16 protein-coding genes and 1 tRNA gene are annotated in these 16,038 nt (G+C 61.4%); 8 read left to right on the forward strand and 9 right to left on the reverse strand.

The window, feature by feature from the left end; all coding sequences use genetic code 11:
• Window positions 1–12: 12 nt before the first annotated feature.
• The 7 genes from CXQ93_RS04325 to CXQ93_RS04355 all read left to right on the forward strand — a co-directional run bounded on the left by CXQ93_RS04325 (window position 13) and on the right by CXQ93_RS04355 (window position 6,567).
• The gene (locus CXQ93_RS04325; RefSeq protein ID WP_104109276.1) at window positions 13–1,041 is read left to right on the forward strand and encodes an electron transfer flavoprotein subunit alpha/FixB family protein; all 1,029 of its coding nucleotides are present in this window, start codon (window positions 13–15) and stop codon (window positions 1,039–1,041) included.
• Between the two features lie 168 nt (window positions 1,042–1,209).
• Window positions 1,210–2,163, forward strand: a complete 954-nt coding sequence (locus CXQ93_RS04330; RefSeq protein WP_104109711.1) for a cytochrome b/b6 domain-containing protein — start codon at window positions 1,210–1,212, stop codon at window positions 2,161–2,163.
• A 111-nt stretch (window positions 2,164–2,274) separates the two neighbouring features.
• On the forward strand, window positions 2,275–3,411 hold the full coding sequence (locus CXQ93_RS04335) for an acyl-CoA dehydrogenase family protein (RefSeq protein ID WP_104109277.1): 1,137 nt from the start codon (window positions 2,275–2,277) through the stop codon (window positions 3,409–3,411).
• 18 nt (window positions 3,412–3,429) lie between these two features.
• Window positions 3,430–4,539 (forward strand): enoyl-CoA hydratase/isomerase family protein, encoded by a 1,110-nt coding sequence (locus tag CXQ93_RS04340; protein ID WP_104109278.1) that lies wholly within the window; start codon window positions 3,430–3,432, stop codon window positions 4,537–4,539.
• Between the two features lie 2 nt (window positions 4,540–4,541).
• On the forward strand, window positions 4,542–5,510 hold the full coding sequence (gene mmsB / locus CXQ93_RS04345; protein WP_258068586.1) for a 3-hydroxyisobutyrate dehydrogenase: 969 nt from the start codon (window positions 4,542–4,544) through the stop codon (window positions 5,508–5,510).
• Between the two features lie 39 nt (window positions 5,511–5,549).
• On the forward strand, window positions 5,550–6,326 hold the full coding sequence (locus CXQ93_RS04350) for an enoyl-CoA hydratase (protein ID WP_104109279.1): 777 nt from the start codon (window positions 5,550–5,552) through the stop codon (window positions 6,324–6,326).
• A 167-nt stretch (window positions 6,327–6,493) separates the two neighbouring features.
• A tRNA-Met gene (locus CXQ93_RS04355) sits at window positions 6,494–6,567 on the forward strand.
• A 60-nt stretch (window positions 6,568–6,627) separates the two neighbouring features.
• On the opposite strand, the gene CXQ93_RS04360 is transcribed toward CXQ93_RS04355, so the two are convergent.
• From CXQ93_RS04360 to CXQ93_RS04395, 8 genes are all read right to left on the reverse strand, one after another.
• Complete coding sequence (locus CXQ93_RS04360; protein ID WP_219817326.1) at window positions 6,628–7,578, reverse strand: alpha/beta fold hydrolase; 951 nt, start codon at window positions 7,576–7,578, stop codon at window positions 6,628–6,630.
• Between the two features lie 253 nt (window positions 7,579–7,831).
• Window positions 7,832–8,953: a sulfate/molybdate ABC transporter ATP-binding protein gene (locus CXQ93_RS04365; protein WP_104109281.1), complete on the reverse strand. Its 1,122-nt coding sequence runs from the start codon at window positions 8,951–8,953 to the stop codon at window positions 7,832–7,834.
• Window positions 8,950–9,816 carry an ABC transporter permease gene (locus tag CXQ93_RS04370; protein WP_258068587.1) on the reverse strand — a complete coding sequence of 289 codons (867 nt, stop codon included), beginning with the start codon at window positions 9,814–9,816 and terminating at the stop codon, window positions 8,950–8,952. The genes CXQ93_RS04365 and CXQ93_RS04370 overlap by 4 nt, the downstream gene beginning before the upstream one ends.
• Window positions 9,803–10,612 carry a molybdate ABC transporter substrate-binding protein gene (modA, locus tag CXQ93_RS04375; RefSeq protein WP_104109283.1) on the reverse strand — a complete coding sequence of 270 codons (810 nt, stop codon included), beginning with the start codon at window positions 10,610–10,612 and terminating at the stop codon, window positions 9,803–9,805. The genes CXQ93_RS04370 and modA overlap by 14 nt, the downstream gene beginning before the upstream one ends.
• Complete coding sequence (locus CXQ93_RS04380; protein ID WP_104109284.1) at window positions 10,609–11,019, reverse strand: molybdopterin-binding protein; 411 nt, start codon at window positions 11,017–11,019, stop codon at window positions 10,609–10,611. The genes modA and CXQ93_RS04380 overlap by 4 nt, the downstream gene beginning before the upstream one ends.
• 73 nt (window positions 11,020–11,092) lie before the next feature.
• A complete protein-coding gene (locus CXQ93_RS04385) occupies window positions 11,093–12,049 on the reverse strand; it encodes an NAD-dependent epimerase/dehydratase family protein (RefSeq protein WP_104109713.1) in 957 nt (318 codons plus the stop codon).
• A gap of 140 nt (window positions 12,050–12,189) precedes the next feature.
• Window positions 12,190–13,161, reverse strand: a complete 972-nt coding sequence (locus CXQ93_RS04390) for an aldo/keto reductase (RefSeq protein WP_104109285.1) — start codon at window positions 13,159–13,161, stop codon at window positions 12,190–12,192.
• A 2-nt stretch (window positions 13,162–13,163) separates the two neighbouring features.
• Window positions 13,164–14,036 (reverse strand): helix-turn-helix domain-containing protein, encoded by an 873-nt coding sequence (locus CXQ93_RS04395; protein ID WP_104109286.1) that lies wholly within the window; start codon window positions 14,034–14,036, stop codon window positions 13,164–13,166.
• 187 nt (window positions 14,037–14,223) lie between these two features.
• Between CXQ93_RS04395 and CXQ93_RS04400 the strand changes: the two genes are divergently transcribed.
• Window positions 14,224–15,075 (forward strand): aldo/keto reductase, encoded by an 852-nt coding sequence (locus CXQ93_RS04400; RefSeq protein WP_258068588.1) that lies wholly within the window; start codon window positions 14,224–14,226, stop codon window positions 15,073–15,075.
• Between the two features lie 127 nt (window positions 15,076–15,202).
• On the opposite strand, the gene CXQ93_RS04405 is transcribed toward CXQ93_RS04400, so the two are convergent.
• A complete protein-coding gene (locus CXQ93_RS04405) occupies window positions 15,203–15,979 on the reverse strand; it encodes a PspA/IM30 family protein (protein WP_104109287.1) in 777 nt (258 codons plus the stop codon).
• Window positions 15,980–16,038 lie beyond the last annotated feature (59 nt).

The raw sequence follows: 16,038 nt of genomic DNA on the forward strand, positions 1-16,038 counted from the left end.
GAAGGCAGCATCATGGTGAACATTCTTGCTCTCATTGAACTCACCCACGCCGGTGATATTGCCCCCTCGGCACGCGGATTGCTGGGCGCTGCCGCATCACTCGGGACCCCTGTCGCCGTGGTGGCTGCCAATGCCAAGGTCGACGCCGTCACGTCCGCCCGGCTCGGACAGCTCGGTGCCGCTGTGGTGTACCAGGGCGTTGGCCCGGCAGCAGGAGCGGTGCTGACGGGCCCCGCCGTGGAAGCGCTGGAGGCCGGCGTTGCGGCGTACAAACCTGCCGCCGTTCTGGTGTCGAACTCCGTGGATGGCCGCGAAGTTGCCGCCCGGTTGTCTGTTCGGGTGGGCGGGGCGCTGCTGGTCGATGCCGTCTCCGTGCGTTTGGACCCTGCTGGTATGGAGAATGGCCGGATTGTGGCCGGCCACTCCATCTTTGGCGGCGCCTACGACGTGGAATCCACAGTTGAGGGTGGCCTGCCCATCATCACCATCCGTCAGGGTGCAATAGACGGTGTTTCCAACGACAACGAAACGAGTGGCGCCGTCGAGCTGGTGACCACTGCTCTGACGGGTTCGGTTCCCGGCGCCACAGTCACCGCCGTCAATGACGCCCCGGCCACCACCAGCCGCCCGGAACTGCGCACCGCCAAGACAGTGGTTTCCGGCGGCCGTGGGCTGGGCTCCAAGGAGAACTTCGTCTTGGTGGAACAGTTGGCAGACGCGCTCGGGGCGGCCATCGGCGCGTCCCGCGCCGCCGTGGATGCCGGTTATGTGGACCAGCACGCCCAAGTCGGGCAGACCGGCGTCAGCGTCTCCCCGCAGCTGTACATTGCGCTCGGGATCTCCGGCGCCATTCAGCACCGGGCCGGCATGCAGACAGCTAAAACCATCGTCGCCATCAACAAGGATGGCGATTCTCCCATCTTTGAGGTAGCCGACTTCGGGATCGTGGGCGATGTCTTCACTGTTGTACCGCAGCTCATGGAAGCGTTGGCGGCCCGTGCCGACTCAACGCCGACTAAGCACCGCCGAAAAGATGTCTAAGCGCCGCCACAACACCCGCACAATGGGCAGCGCCGTGGTGCGTGGCGGTCCATGACGGACAATGAATGGAAACGCATCCAAAAATGCTACAAATAGTAACTGTTGCAAAGCGGTTCCGACACCGCCCGGCTGCTTCCCTGGGGAGCACGTGAAAGAGGATTCAAGACCATGTCGACCCCTAAGAATAAGCAGGCCGCTGGCGTCTCCGAGCGTTGGAAAACGCTGGGCCTGTGGACAAAAATCGGCGTGTCCGGCGCTGGCCTGATCATCCTGTTGGCCATTGCGGTCTTGGCTGCGCGCTGGCTGACCGGTCTGGCCGCCGTCGAAAGTTTCATGGAAAGCTACCCGGGCCACTCTGAACTGCCAGCTAGCGCACCCGTTGGGCTCCCGGCCTGGCTGGGGTGGCAGCACTTCATCAACATGTTCTTGATCCTGCTGATCATCCGCTCCGGCTGGCAGGTGCGCACCACCAAACGCCCGGCCGCGCATTGGATCCGTAACAACAAGGGCCTCATCAAGACCCCCGGCAACCCCACCAAGATCAGCCTTGACCTCTGGTTCCACCTGACCCTGGATGCCCTGTGGGTCCTGAACGGCGCCATCTTCATTGTGGTGCTCTTCGCCACGGGCCAATGGATGCGGATTGTGCCCACCAGCTGGGACGTGTTCCCCAACGCCATCTCGGCCGGCCTGCAGTACCTATCCCTGAACTGGCCCACCGACAATGGTTGGGTGAACTACAACGGCCTGCAACTGCTGACCTACTTCATCACCGTCTTCATCGCCGCACCTCTGGCCATCGCCACCGGCCTGCGCATGTCCGGCGCCTGGCCCAAAAACGCCACCGCGCTGAACAAGATCTACCCCATCACGGCAGCCCGGGCCATCCATTTCCCGGTCATGCTGTACTTCGTGGTCTTCATCGTCATTCATGTGACGCTGGTGCTGGCCACCGGTGCCCTGCGCAACCTCAACCACATGTACACCTCCAGCGACGTGGTCAACTGGTGGGGCTTTGGCATCTTTGCGGCCTCCCTGGTGGTCATGGCCGCCGCCTGGTTCCTGGCCCAGCCGCTCTTCCTGCGCCCCGTAGCATCCCTGATGGGCAAGGTCACCAAATAAAGTTCGACGGCGGACCCCTCACCTCAGGTGTCCGCCACCCCGACGGCCCCACATCCTAGGGACCGCCACTCACCACCCATACCGCAATGACGCGGTAGAAGGAGGCATCCCGTGAACGAGCAGACTGCCGAACAGCTAGCAATGGTGGAGATGGTGCGCGATTTCGCGGCCACTGCCATGGCACCCCATACGGCCGCGTGGGACGAGGAAAAACACTTCCCCGTCGATGTATTGGCGCAGGCCGGTTCCCTCGGGATGGGTGGTATCTACGTGGGGGAGGAGTATGGCGGATCCGGGCTGAGCCGGGTCGATGCCTTGTTGATCTTTGAAGAGCTGGCCGCCGTGGACCCCACCATCGCCGCCTACATCTCCATCCACAACATGGTGGCCTGGATGATTGACGCCTTCGGCAACCAAGAACAGCGTGCAGCCTGGTTGCCGGGCATCACAGCCATGACCGAGCTGAGCAGCTACTGCCTCTCCGAGCCCGGCGTGGGATCGGACGCAGCCGCCATCACCACTCGGGCCGTCCGCGATGGCGACCATTACGTCATCAACGGAACCAAACAATTCATCTCCGGAGCAGGATCCTCCGCTTGGTATTTGGTGATGGTCCGGACGGCTGACAAAGGCGCAAGGGGGATCACCGCCGTCGTGGTTCCGGCAGAGGCCCAAGGCCTCAGCTTCGGTGCCAATGAGAAGAAAATGGGCTGGCGGGCCCAACCCACCCGCCAAGTGGTTTTCCAGGATGTGCGCATCCCCGTCGGGAACCGGCTCGGCGAAGAGGGCGACGGTTTCGGGATCGCCATGAAGGGCCTCAACGGCGGGCGTGTGAACATTGGTGCTTGTTCGCTGGGCGGCGGACGGGCCGCGTTGGAGAAGTCAATCGCGTATCTAAAAGAGCGCCAAGCATTCGGTGGCCCGCTTATTGAAAAGCAGCACCTGCTTTTTGAAATTGCCCAGATGGCCACGGATCTGGAACTCTCGCGGACCATGCTGATACGCGCCGCACAAGCCCTCGATTCCGGCGCTCCTGACACCGTGAAACTGTGTGCCATGGCCAAACTTGTGGCTACGGACGCCGGATTCCAGGTGGCCAACCAGGCCCTGCAGCTGCACGGTGGTTACGGCTATCTGAGCGAATATGGGCTGGAAAAACTGGTCCGCGACCTGCGGGTACATCAGATCCTTGAAGGCAGCAATGAAATCATGCGCTTGATCATTGGCCGTCTGGCCGTGGAGCGCTAAGACATGGAGGATGGAGCTATGGAAAACAACGATGTTCTCGTGGAGCGCACCGGCCAGCTGGGGCACCTGGTCCTGAACCGGCCGGTGGCCATCAACGCACTCAACCACGGCATGGTCCGCACCATTGCCGCTGCGCTGGATGAGTGGGAAGCGGATCCCGGCGTCGCAACAGTTCTCATCTCCGGCGCCGGTGAGCGGGGCCTGTGTGCGGGCGGAGACATCGTCACCATCTACCACGATGCCCGCAGCGGAGGTTCCGAAAGCGAGACGTTCTGGCGCGATGAGTACCATCTCAATGCCCGGATTGCCCGCTATTCCAAACCCATTGTCACGCTCATGGACGGAGTGGTTCTGGGCGGCGGTGTGGGAATTTCCGCGCACGCCTCGCACCGGATTGTGAGCGAACGCTCCCGGATCGGCATGCCGGAAACAGGGATCGGATTCGTCCCGGACGTGGGCGGCACTTGGCTGCTTGCACACGCTCCCGGGGAGTTGGGCCTCCACGCGGCCCTGACAGGCACCATGGTCAGCGGGGCTGATGCGATTCTCATGGGCCTGGCCAGCCACTTCGTCGACTCCGCCATCCTGCCCACGCTGATAGCCGAGCTTGCCGAGCGGGGGGCGAGTGCCGTCGTCGGACGTTATGGGCAGGTTCCGCCGGAATCCGCATTGGCCCGGGAGCGCTGGTGGATCGATGAGGCCTATGCCCCGGACGACGCCGGGACCATCCTTGAGCGATTGGCCTCCATGGGCCACCCCGCGGCTTCGGCGGCTGCGGAGACTATCGCCGCCAAGTCGCCCACGGCCGTAAGCGTGACCTTGGCCGCGCTACGGCGGGCGCGGCTGGCGGGCTCGCTGGAGGAGGCGCTGAACCAAGAATTCCGGGTCTCGCTGCGGGCGCTGCGCTGGCCGGATTTTGCCGAAGGGATCCGGGCTCAGCTGGTGGATAAGGACAGGAACCCCGCATGGTCACCGGTGGCACTGGCTGATGTTGATGCGGGCGTGGTGGCAGGTGCCTTTGCTGATGTGGGGGCGCTGGAGTTGGGACTGAGCGCACCTGACGCGACGGCAACTGACGAGAGCGTACCAAGCAACACGGCACCGCAAACAACTGCGAAGGGGAGCTGACCATGAAATACGAAAATTCGGACCGGCAGGATGCCCAAGAGAGCTCCAATGACTTCATGGGGATTGCCTTCATTGGGCTGGGTCACATGGGCGGACCCATGGCGGCGAACCTGGTGTCCGCCGGATACTCCGTGACAGGGTTCGATGTGGTGCCGGCTGCGCTGGAGGCTGCGGCTGCGGCCGGGGTGGTGGTGGCCGAATCCTCGGCCGCTGCGGCGCTTGGTGCCGATGTCATCATCACGATGCTGCCCGCCGGCAAACATGTCTTTGCCGCGTTTGAGGGCGACGGGCCCGGCGGCGGACTGCTGGCCGCCGCCAAGCCCGGGGCTCTGTTCTTGGAATGCTCCACCATCTCTGTGGAGGATGCCCGCACGGCTCACGAGATGGTTGTTTCAGGTGGTCACCGCGGTCTGGATGCTCCCGTATCCGGCGGCGTCGTGGGGGCCGAAGGAGGCACCTTGACGTTCATGGTGGGCGGCTCCGAGGAAGACTTTGCCGCGGCGGCTCCCCTCTTTGAGGTCATGGGGCGGCGGATCGTGCACTGCGGCGGGCCAGGCTCCGGACAGGCAGCCAAGGTCTGCAACAACATGATCCTGGGCGTGTCCATGATTGCCGTCAGCGAGGCCTTTGTCCTCGGTGAAAAGCTGGGACTGACGCATCAGGCGCTGTACGACGTGGCCGCCAACGCCTCCGGCCAGTGCTGGGCGCTGACCACCAACTGTCCGGTTCCTGGCCCGGTACCCACCAGCCCGGCCAACCGCGATTACGTTCCCGGATTTGCCGGAGCACTGATGGCCAAGGACCTGGGACTGGCGGTGGAAGCGCTCAATGCCACCGGGGTGGATGCCGTGTTGGGCCGATCCGCCGAGGAAATTTTCCGTGAGTTTGCCCTGGATGGGGGCGCTGGCACCGATTTTTCCGGCATCATCAACAGCATCAGGGCAGCCTCGGACCACCCTGAAACCGACTAGATCACTTCACCGACCTTGAACCGAACGGAACTTGTTCTTATGACGCAGCCTTCCCTCATCCTGACCGAACAACGCGGCCGAGTGGGTCTTATTACGCTCAATCGGCCCGAGGCCTTGAATGCCTTGAATGATGCCATGGGGCGGGAAATCCTCACCGCGGCGCAGGCCTTTGACGCCGATCTTGGGGTCGGAGCCATCGTCATTACCGGTTCCTCACGGGCCTTCGCCGCCGGGGCAGATATCAAGGAGATGGCGGAGAAGTCCTCAGTGGAGATGTACCTGAGCAACTGGTTCTCGGCCTGGGATGAGCTGGCCCGGGTTCGCACTCCCATCATTGCCGCCGTGGCGGGCCACGCGTTGGGCGGTGGATGCGAGTTGGCCATGATTGCCGATTTCATCATTGCCGCCGACAATGCCAAGTTTGGGCAGCCTGAAATCAAGCTCGGCGTCATCCCGGGCATGGGTGGATCGCAGCGACTGACCCGGGCCATTGGCAAGGCAAAGGCCATGGAAATGATTTTGACGGGCCGGGTCATGGGCGCCGTGGAAGCAGAGCAGGCCGGACTCGTGGCGCGGGTTGTGTCAGTGGATTCACTCTTGGAGGAGGCCTTGGCTACGGCCCAGACCATCGCATCCATGTCCAAGCCCGTGGCCATGATTGCCAAAGAGGCTGTCAACGCAGCCTTCGAAACCACCTTGGCCGAGGGAGTCCGTATGGAACGGCGCTCCATTTTCGCCTGTTTCGCCACTCAGGACCAAAAAGAGGGCATGGCAGCCTTCACGGAAAAGCGCGCGGCCAACTTCGAACACCGCTAAAAGTGGTTCTGCTCACTTCTGGCTGGCTCGAGTGTTCAGATAATGTACGGTTTGAGGCCATTTTCGGGGCCAAACGTACATTATCTGAACACTCGGCCAAGAATTTTGCCCCGAGGAGCCTCTCGAGTTGGTGATTCGCCGAAAGGCATGTACTGTTGAGGACGCAACGCGGGGTGGAGCAGTTCGGTAGCTCGCCGGGCTCATAACCCGGAGGTCACAGGTTCAAATCCTGTCCCCGCAACTATGATGAGGAAAACCCTCGGCCAGACGGCCGGGGGTTTTTCGTTTCCCCGACAAAATTCTATTCCTGGTGCTCGCTTACTGAGGTCATGAATTGGGTGAAATGCTCGGCGATTTCCTTGGATTTTGTGTGATGCAAATAATGAGTGGCATCCAACTGCACCAATTCCCCGATATTCACACTGGCCACTTGTTCCTCATGCAATGCCAGCCAACCCTCGACGTCGGTGTTGTTGTTTTGGACAAACTCAAGGACGGGAAGATCGCGCGGGAACGACTGTGCACGGCCGGCCATGAAATTGCTGGTGAAGTGCTCCATTTCATTTGAATACGTGACGGACATGGAGTTTTTCAAGGACAGCAGCTTCATTTGCTCCTTTGTGTCATCGTCATAGGGCAATCCGGCATAGGGGTCGCCGGCCAGAGCCGCCGCTACCCGGGTCAGCCCAAGCTTTTTGGCGGCCGTCATTGCGGCGATGGGGAGTGCTTCATCCATGCCTGGCTGGGTCGGGACGCTGCTGTCGATACCGACGAACGATGTTAGTTCCCCTCGATATCTGTTGGCGTAGTCAAGCGCATAGATGCCTGCGATCGAATGGCCCATCAGGGCATAGCGACTAATGTTCAGCTTTGACAAGGCCGTGTGAATTTCCGTGGTGATATTCTGCGTTGTTCTGGGCTTGTCCGTGGTGTCGCTGAGCCCATATCCGAAGGGTTCAACCACCACTACCCTGTAATGCGGTGCCAGTTCAGCGATGAGGGGTGTGAAATCGAGAGCGGGGGCAGCGGTTCCGAACCCTGGTAGCAGCACCACAGTTTCGGCGCCATCTCCCTGAATCAGGACATTCATGTTTTTGTCATCTACGGAAACCCGCTGGCCATAGCTTTTGATCTTGCTGGCTTCGGACCTACTTGCGCTGGCATTGACGATAGTAGTTGTCGCCAGAGTGGCAATGACCACGGCCACAAAAGTGGCGATCACCTTGACCGCAATTTTTAGAAACTTTCTCATTCTTATCCATCTGTAGATTCGTTGTGGCATCGGCCACCGCGTACAGAATTTTTACGAGAATCATTTTCAATTGACATGAAGTATGAACGCTGCGCATCAATGTGAATTGAATATCGAAACTATTCCAATAATATTTACGCACAGATGAACTTCTTAGTGCCAGCTCGAACGGGTAAATCATCATATGGGACGAGTGAATTTAAGTTTCAGTCGTCCTAAAGGGGTATCTTTTTGGCGCAGGAGCTGCGGACTCTTAGGCCGGGTACAGCACCACTTCGGCGGCCTTGACCACGAAGAACACCTCGGTTCCCGGCTCCAGACCCAATTCCGCGATGGCGGCGGGGGAGACATCCGCAGCAAGTCCTGACGCCCGGACCCGGATATGGCCGCCGTGAGGCTCGAGCTCGGTGACTCGCACCTGGAAACAGTTGCGTGGGCTTCCTGCCGGTGGCGATAAGAACACGGATACGGACGACGGCGCGAACGCGGCCATGCCTTCCGGCCCACCCTCGGCCAGTGGTTCTGGGGCAGCATGAGGTGCTTGTGCGCCGGGTCCTCCGGCGGGGCGCCCTGCCACTTTGACGCCGTCGGGCATTAAGAGAGTGGATCCGGACAGGGAACCCGAAAGAACATTGAGCCCAGCCAAGGAGGCCGCGAAGGCGCTTCGCGGGTGGGTCAACACCGCGGCGGTGGGGCCTGCTTCCACGATCCGGCCGTGCTCCATGACAATGATCCTGTCCGCGAGCATGAGTGCGTCGAGGACGTCGTGGGTGACGATGATGGCGCGCCGGCCTGCCAAAACCCGTTTGAGCAGGCTGCGCAGAAACGGCGTGGTGTTGACATCCAGGGCAGCCATGGGCTCATCGAGCAGGAGCAGTTCCGGATCGGTGGCCAGTGCGCGGGCCAGTGCCACACGTTGCGCCTGTCCGCCCGAGAGCTGCGCGGGTTTCCGTTGTGCGAGATCGCCGGCGTCCACCTCCCGCAGCCACTGCCATGCCGTTGTCGCGGCCGCAGCTTTCGTGGCGCCTGCGCTGCGCGGCCCGAACGCCACATTGTCCAAGACGCTCAGGTGCGGAAACAGCAGGGGTTCCTGGGCCAGCGTGCCAATGCCGCGTTGATGTGGCGGCAGCCAAGCGCTGCCAGTATCGCCGGTGCCGGAAGTTCGCGCAGAACTGCCAGTACCCAAGCGGAACAGGGGCCTCCCACCCAAGGTGGCGTGACCGGCGTCGGGCTTCACCAGTCCGGACAGGGCCTGCAGCACAGAAGACTTCCCAGCGCCGTTGGCTCCCATGAGCGCGACGGTTTCGGTGGAGCCAACACTCAAGGCGAGCTCCAGGTGACGGGCGCCGATGGTCATAGTCAGCTCCAGCGTCATGGCAGCACGTCCTGGGGAGGGGCGGATCCGCGGACAAGTACCCGAAGGGGTGAACGGGGAGTTCGGTACGCGAGCAGCACCACCACCAAGGAGACGGCAATCAGGAGGAAGGAGAGGGCCACGGCGGCATCGGGGTCTGTCTCGCGCTGAAGGTAAATTTCCAGCGGCAGAGTGCGGGTGACGCCTTGAAGGCTTCCGGCGAAGGTGAGTGTGGCACCAAATTCGCCCAGGCTCCGAGCGAACGCCAGCACCGCTCCCGAGACCAGACCGGGCAGCACGAGGGGCAGCGTGATGCGCCGCAGCACTGTCGACGGGCGGGCGCCCAGAGTGGCGGCAACGGCCTCGTACTTTTGCCCGGCTGTCCGCAACGAACCCTCAAGGCTGAGCACCAAAAAAGGCAGTGCCACAAACGCCTGAGCCATCACCACGGCAGTTGTGGAAAACGCAATGTCGATGCCAAAAGTACTGAACGTCTGGCCAATCCAAGCAACGCGGCCAAAAGTGTAAAGCAGGGCCAATCCGCCCACCACCGGTGGCACCACCAACGGCAATAGGATCAGCGCACGCAAAACACCCTGGCCGCGAAAGCGCGCCCGGGCCAGCACCAAGGCCAGCGGGATGCCAAAAATGATGCACAGTAAGGTGCTGGCCGTGGCTGTTCTAAGGCTCAGGCCCAGCGCAGCAATGGAAGATTCCGAGCTGATGAGGGGGATGAACGCAGCCCAGTCCACCTGAGCGACCATGCCGAAAAGGGGCAGCAAAATGAACAGCGCACCCACGCCGGCAAGTAGGTAGATCCATCGCGGAACCGCCTGGAACTGCCACGGCTCCCCGAATCGGCGGGGACTGTTACGGGGTGCCAAAACCTGCATCCTGGAGGACTTTCTGTCCTTGCGGAGCCGTCACCAGTGCGATGAATGCCTGGGCAAGCTCCTGCTGCTTTGATCCTTCGACGGCGACAATGGGGTACTCGTTGACAGTTGGCGTAGCGAGCTTGAGGGGAACTTCCTTGACCGCCGTGCCTGCTGGCTTGGCATCGGTGACATAGACCAGTCCGGCATCGGCTTCTCCGGAGGTGACCTTGCCAAGCACGCTGGTGACGTTCAGCTCTTCACTGACAGGTGCCAGGGTCAGGCCCGCGTTCTTTGCATCCGAGAGTGCAGCGGCACCGCACGGGACCTGCGCGGCACAGATCACAAGTTTGGTGCCGGGCTTGGCGGCATCAGCAAAGCTGGCAATGTTGGCCGGATTGTTGGGTGGGACAATCAGCGTCAAAACGTTGGTGGCAAAGTCAACGGGTTCTCCGGCTGCCATCTTGGCGTCGCTGAGCTTGGTCATATTCTTGGTATCGGCTGAGGCAAAAACATCTGCCGGGGCGCCCTGGGTGATTTGGGTGACCAGCGTCGATGAACCATCAAAACTCAGTGACACTTTTACCTTAGGGTGGGCGGCCTCGAATGCTGTGGCCAGATCCGTAAAGGTCTTCTTCAGCGATGCGGCCGCGAACACGCTCAAGGTGCCCGACAACTCCGGGGCAGCGGCTGGTGCTGTTGCTGCTGGTCTTGAGGTGGTGTCGCTGGCGGTAGCGCACGATGCCAGCGACACGGTGAGAATCGCGGCCGCGGCCAGGGCTGAAAGTTTTTTGACGGCGAGTCTCATGAGGATTTTCCGCCGTTCGGAACTTCGATGATGACGTTGGTTGATTTGACGACGGCGGTTGCCACGGAACCGGCCTCAAGTCTTAGCTCCCGCACCGCCTCACTGCTCATCAGGGACACCACACGGAACGGTCCGCATTGGAGCTCCACTTGGGCCATGACCTTATCCATGATGACGTTGGTGACGAGCCCAACGAAGCGGTTCCGGGCTGAGCTGCCAACACCCGTGGGGTCCTCTGGCAGCATCGATTGCGACTTGGCCAGGGCAGCCAGCTCAATCCCGTCGATGACCAGTTTCCCCTGCTGGTCCTTCTGTCCGCCCAGGGTGCCGTTATCCAGCCAGCGCCGAACGGTATCGTCGCTCACGCCCAAAAAACGGGCTGCCTCTGAAACGCGAATAAGTGTCATATTCGCAGTCTAATCCTCATATGCGGAATGAAAGCAATAGTTACCCCGCAAATACCCGTTGAGTTACTGCTGGTTAGAGGGAAGTCAAACGATCCGAGAGTGCCATATGCTCCGGATTCACCACGCGCGCCTGCGGATGGTCAACGAGCCACGCCAGAGTCGCGTGGGCCGCATCCGCGAAACGGATGGAGGTGCCAAACGCTGGCACCAGTGACTTGATCCGGGAGTTATCGAAAATGACCGAGTGGGCTTTATCGCCCAGCAGTCCGGGGCCCAGGTCCGGAGCTATGGCGGCGATTTTCTCGCTCGCCACATGCACCAGCACGGGATCGGGCACCCCGGCCGCCGCGGCAACGCTGCGGTACACGGCATCCCACGGCAGAACGTCGTCGGAAGTGATGGTGAAGGCCTCACCCGAGACAGGGAGCCCGAATAGCCCCACGAATCCCACAGCGAAATCGTTGGTGTGCGTCAGCGTCCACAACGAGGTCCCGTCGCCGTGCACCACCACCGGCAGCCCGGCCCGCATGCGGTGCACATCGGTCCAGCCGAACAGCAGCGGCAGCCCGGTGTGATCATAGGTGTGGGACGGGCGAACAATGGTGACAGGGAATCCGTCCTCCCGGAAAGCCTGCGTGAAAATATCCTCACAGGCGATTTTGTCCCGCGAATACTTCCAGAACGGATTCCGCAGCGGTGTGGACTCCGTGATGGGCAAGCGCGCCGGCGGCTTCTGGTACACCGAGGCCGAACTGATGAACAGGTATTGCTCCGTGCGGCCACGGAAAAGTTCCACGGCGGCGTGGGCATGCTCCGGCGTAAACGTGAGGAAGTCTGCAACAACATCGAAGGTTCGCGTGCCCAAGGCTGTAGCAACGGCGGCTGGGTCCCTGACATCAGCCACAAGATGTTCGACGCCGGAGGGTACTTGCCGCACGGAACTCGCCGCTCGGTTCAGCACCGTCACGGTGTACCCCAGAGCCGCGGCCCGCGCTACTGCCGCCGTGCTGATGGTGCCCGTTCCGCCCATGAACAAAACCCGCAGCGCCGGGAGCCGCCAAAGTCCGGCAACTTCTTCCAGCCTTTGGGCCTCGGAGGATGAATCGGCCAGGCCCCCAGGTGCGTCTTGGCGGAGGTGCAATCCCTGACCAACGCCGTCGTTGAAGCCGCTCACCAGGCGTAGTCTTCCGGGGCAGTCTTCGGACCGGGGAAGATCTTATCGAGGGTAGCTAACGCGTCGGCGTCCAGCGAAAGATTCACAGCGCGCAGGCCCGCCTCGAGCTGGGCCGAGGTGCGCGGTCCTATGATGGGTGCCGTCACGGCCGGTTGATGGATGAGCCACGCTAGCGCCACATCGCCGGGGGCATGCCCCAATTCCGCAGCGAAGGATTCAAAGGCGGCAATGGCGTCATGGTGCGTGGCCAACGCCTCGGCAGCGCGGCCTTCAAGCCTGCGGACGCCGTCGTTCTGCTTTTGCAGCACACCGCCGAGCAGCCCGCCATGCAACGGCGACCAGGGGAGCAGACCTAGTCCGTAGTGTTCGGCGGCGGGAATGACTTCGCGTTCAACGCTGCGCTCCAGCAGGCTGTAGATGGACTGCTCACTGACCAGCCCGGTGACGGGGCGGCGCGCTGCCGCCTCCTGCGCGGCGGCAATGTGCCAGCCGGCAAAGTTGGAGCTGCCGGCGTACAGGATCTTGCCCTGCTGCACGGCGACGTCGATGGCCTGCCAGATCTCATCCCACGGGGTGTCCCGGTCCACATGATGGAACTGGTACAGATCGATGTAGTCGGTTTGCAGCCGTTTGAGACTCGCGTCCAGGGAGCGGCGGATGTTCAGTGCTGACAGCTTCGAATCATTGGGCCATTCGGTCATATTGGCGTAGACCTTGGTGGCCAGCACGGTCCGCTCACGCCGTCCGCCACCCTGGGCGATCCAGCGGCCAATAATTTCCTCGGTCCAGCCCCGGCGGTCATTGCCGCCGTAACCATTGGCCGTGTCAAAGAAGTTCAGCCCGGCCTCGTGGGCCTGATCCATGATCCTGAAGGCATCGGCCTCATCGGTGTGCGGGCCAAAATTCATGGTGCCAAGGCAAAGGGTGGAAACGGACAGACCGCTGCGGCCCAAGTGGGTGTACAACATGCTCATGTGGTTCCTTCGGAAGAAGTGGAAACTTGTTGAGTAGATTCGGAGCCGCCCGCCCAGGAGGACAGCAATTTAAGGGCGTCTTGGGAGGGTGAGCCGTTCTTGGCCGTGTAGATTCGCAGGCTTTGATCGGTGTCGTCAGGGAGGATCAGATGTTCAAAATCCAGCGAAAGATCACCCACCACGCTATGGTGCAGCGCCAAGGTGCCCGAGGCTCTCTGGGCCACTGTGTGCCGCGCCCACCACTGCCGGAACTCCTCGCTATTGACGGCGAGTTCGCCCACAAGAGCGGTGGCCGCAGGGTCGCCGGGATGTCGGCCAATATCGGCACGCAAGGCCGCCACCGCGTCTGAGGCCGCACCATGCCAGTCCCGGAACAATACGCGGGCTTCCGGATCGAGCATGATCCAGCGCGTGTAATTGCGTTGTTCGCGGGTCATGGCAGGGAAGTCGGCAAAGAGCAGCCGGGCCATGCGGTTGCTGGCCAGGACGTCTGTCCTTCTGCCAAGGACGACGGCGGGTACCTCGCCCACCGCGTCCAGTAGCTGACGCATGGCGGCCCGCACCCGCTGGGCAACAGGCGGGCTACTTGCCTGCCCGCCACAGTTTTCCAGGAGATCGTACATATGGGCAGATTCAGAGTCATTGAGTTGCAATGCGCGGGCCACAGCCGCTAATACCGACCGGGAGGGGTGAATGTTACGGCCCTGCTCCAGCCTGATGTAGTAGTCAGTGGAGACGCCAGCACGCTGCGCCACTTCCTCCCGGCGTAATCCGGGAACCCTTCGAGTGGTGAGGGCAGCTTCCGGCCCGGGCGCCAACCGGGACCGCATAGCTGAGAGGAAGCTACCGAATTCAATACTTTGACCCATGGCTCCCATTCTGCCCCGGAGCCGTGGGCGAGCCTAGTGCGAAGGTAGGACTGCTGATCCTAGGATCGTTTCAAACACCTTGAGCGGCTCAGGATGCTTCACCGCGTTCCGGTTCGCGCTTAGGCTGGAGGCAACCGTCCCAAGAGACCATCTGTGGAGACGGACACACTGAAAGGAATGATTTTTCGTGACTGATGTGAATACCGCAGCAGCGGCCGTTCCGGAGCTGACTTTGAACAATGGGGTCACCATCCCGCAGCTGGGATTCGGGGTCTTCCAGATCCCGCCAGAAGAAACCCGTGTAGCCGTCACAGAGGCGCTGGCCACGGGCTACCGCCACATTGATACGGCCGCAGCTTACCGTAATGAATCCGGAGTGGGAGCTGCCATTGCAGAATCCGGGCTGGCCCGCGAAGACCTGTTTATCACCACCAAGCTGCGCAATGGCGAACAGGGCAGCACCCGTGCCGCCTTTGAAGCGAGCCGCAAGGCGCTGGGCGTTGACTGGATTGACCTGTACCTGATTCACTGGCCGGTGCCGTCGCAGGGGTTGTTCACCCAGGCTTGGAAGGACATGGAGTCCCTCTACGCCGAGGGGTTGATCCGTGCCATTGGTGTTTCCAACTTCTTGGCCCCGCACCTGGATGAGCTCTTGAGTAAGTCCACAGTGATTCCTGCCGTAAACCAGATCGAAGCGCACCCATCTTTCCAGCAGCGTGAGCTGGCACAGAAGAGCCGGAGCCACGGCATTGCTGTGGAAGCGTACAGCCCGCTGGGGCAGGGCAAGGACTTGGACAACGCCGTTATCTCCGAGCTGGCCGCCAGCTATGGCGCCACCCCGGCTCAGGTGGTGCTCGCCTGGCATCTGGGAACGGGGAACATCGTGATCCCCAAGACTGTCACGCCTAAGCGCATGCAGGAGAACCTCGCGGCAGCCCAGATTCAGCTCAGCGACGCTGATTTGCAGCGGATTTCAGCGCTGGAAGACGGTGGCCGTATTGGTGCCGATCCTGCCGTGGCAGCTTTTACCCAAATGTAGGCAGCACGCGGCAGCAGAACAACAAAAGCAGAACAACAAAAGAGGGTGCATCATCGCTGAACGATGATGCACCCTCTTTGTGTGAGCTTGGTACAGCTGCAAAGAACGCTAAGCAGCCGTCAACGGCTTACAACTTGTCGAAATCTGCCTCGTCAACATGATCCGGAGCAGTAATGGCGGCCGGAGCGGGGGAGTTGCCGGCCTTCAGGGCAGCCAGACGTGCCTCAATCTCAGTCTGCTCGCCCAAGTCCTCGAGGGAGTTGAACTGGGCATCCAAGCTGGAGGCGGCCAGCTCACTCTGGCCACGAACCTTGGCTTCTTCGCGCCGGATCTTCTCTTCGAAACGGCTGACCTCGCTGGTCGGATCCATGATGTCGATGCTCTTGAGGGCGTCGTGGACCTGAGTCTGCGCGGCGGCAGTCTTGGAGCGTGCGATCAGCTCATTGCGCTTGTTGGCGAGTTCGGTGAGCTTGCCATTCATCTGCTGCAGGCCGGTCTTGAGCTTGTCAACGACTTCGTTCTGAGCCGCAATGTTTGGCTGAGCAGACTTGGCTTCGCTTTCCGAGGTCATCTGGCGCTGCAGTGCGACCTTGGCCAAGTTGTCGAATTTCTGCGCATCGGCGTCGTTGCCAGCGCCACGGAATTCATCGGCCTTGCGGCTCGCGGCGAGGGCCTTGGAACCCCAATCCTGCGCGTTCTTCACATCCTCGTTGTAATCGTCCTCGAGCATGCGCAGGTTACCGATGGTCTGGGCGACAGCGCCTTCGGCCTCCTGAATGTTGGCCTTGTAATCGCGCACCATCTGGTCAAGCATCTTCTGCGGGTCCTCGGCCTGATCCAACAGCGCATTGATATTGGCCTTAGCCAACTGCGCGATCCGGCCGAAAATTGACTGCTTTACCATTCTTTTCCCCTTATTTTTTGCTTGTTGATACGAACAAAATGTTGAATTTGCGTGCCCGG

Origin of the sequence: Arthrobacter sp. N199823, assembly GCF_002929705.1 — a bacterium.
Taxonomy (GTDB): domain Bacteria; phylum Actinomycetota; class Actinomycetes; order Actinomycetales; family Micrococcaceae; genus Specibacter.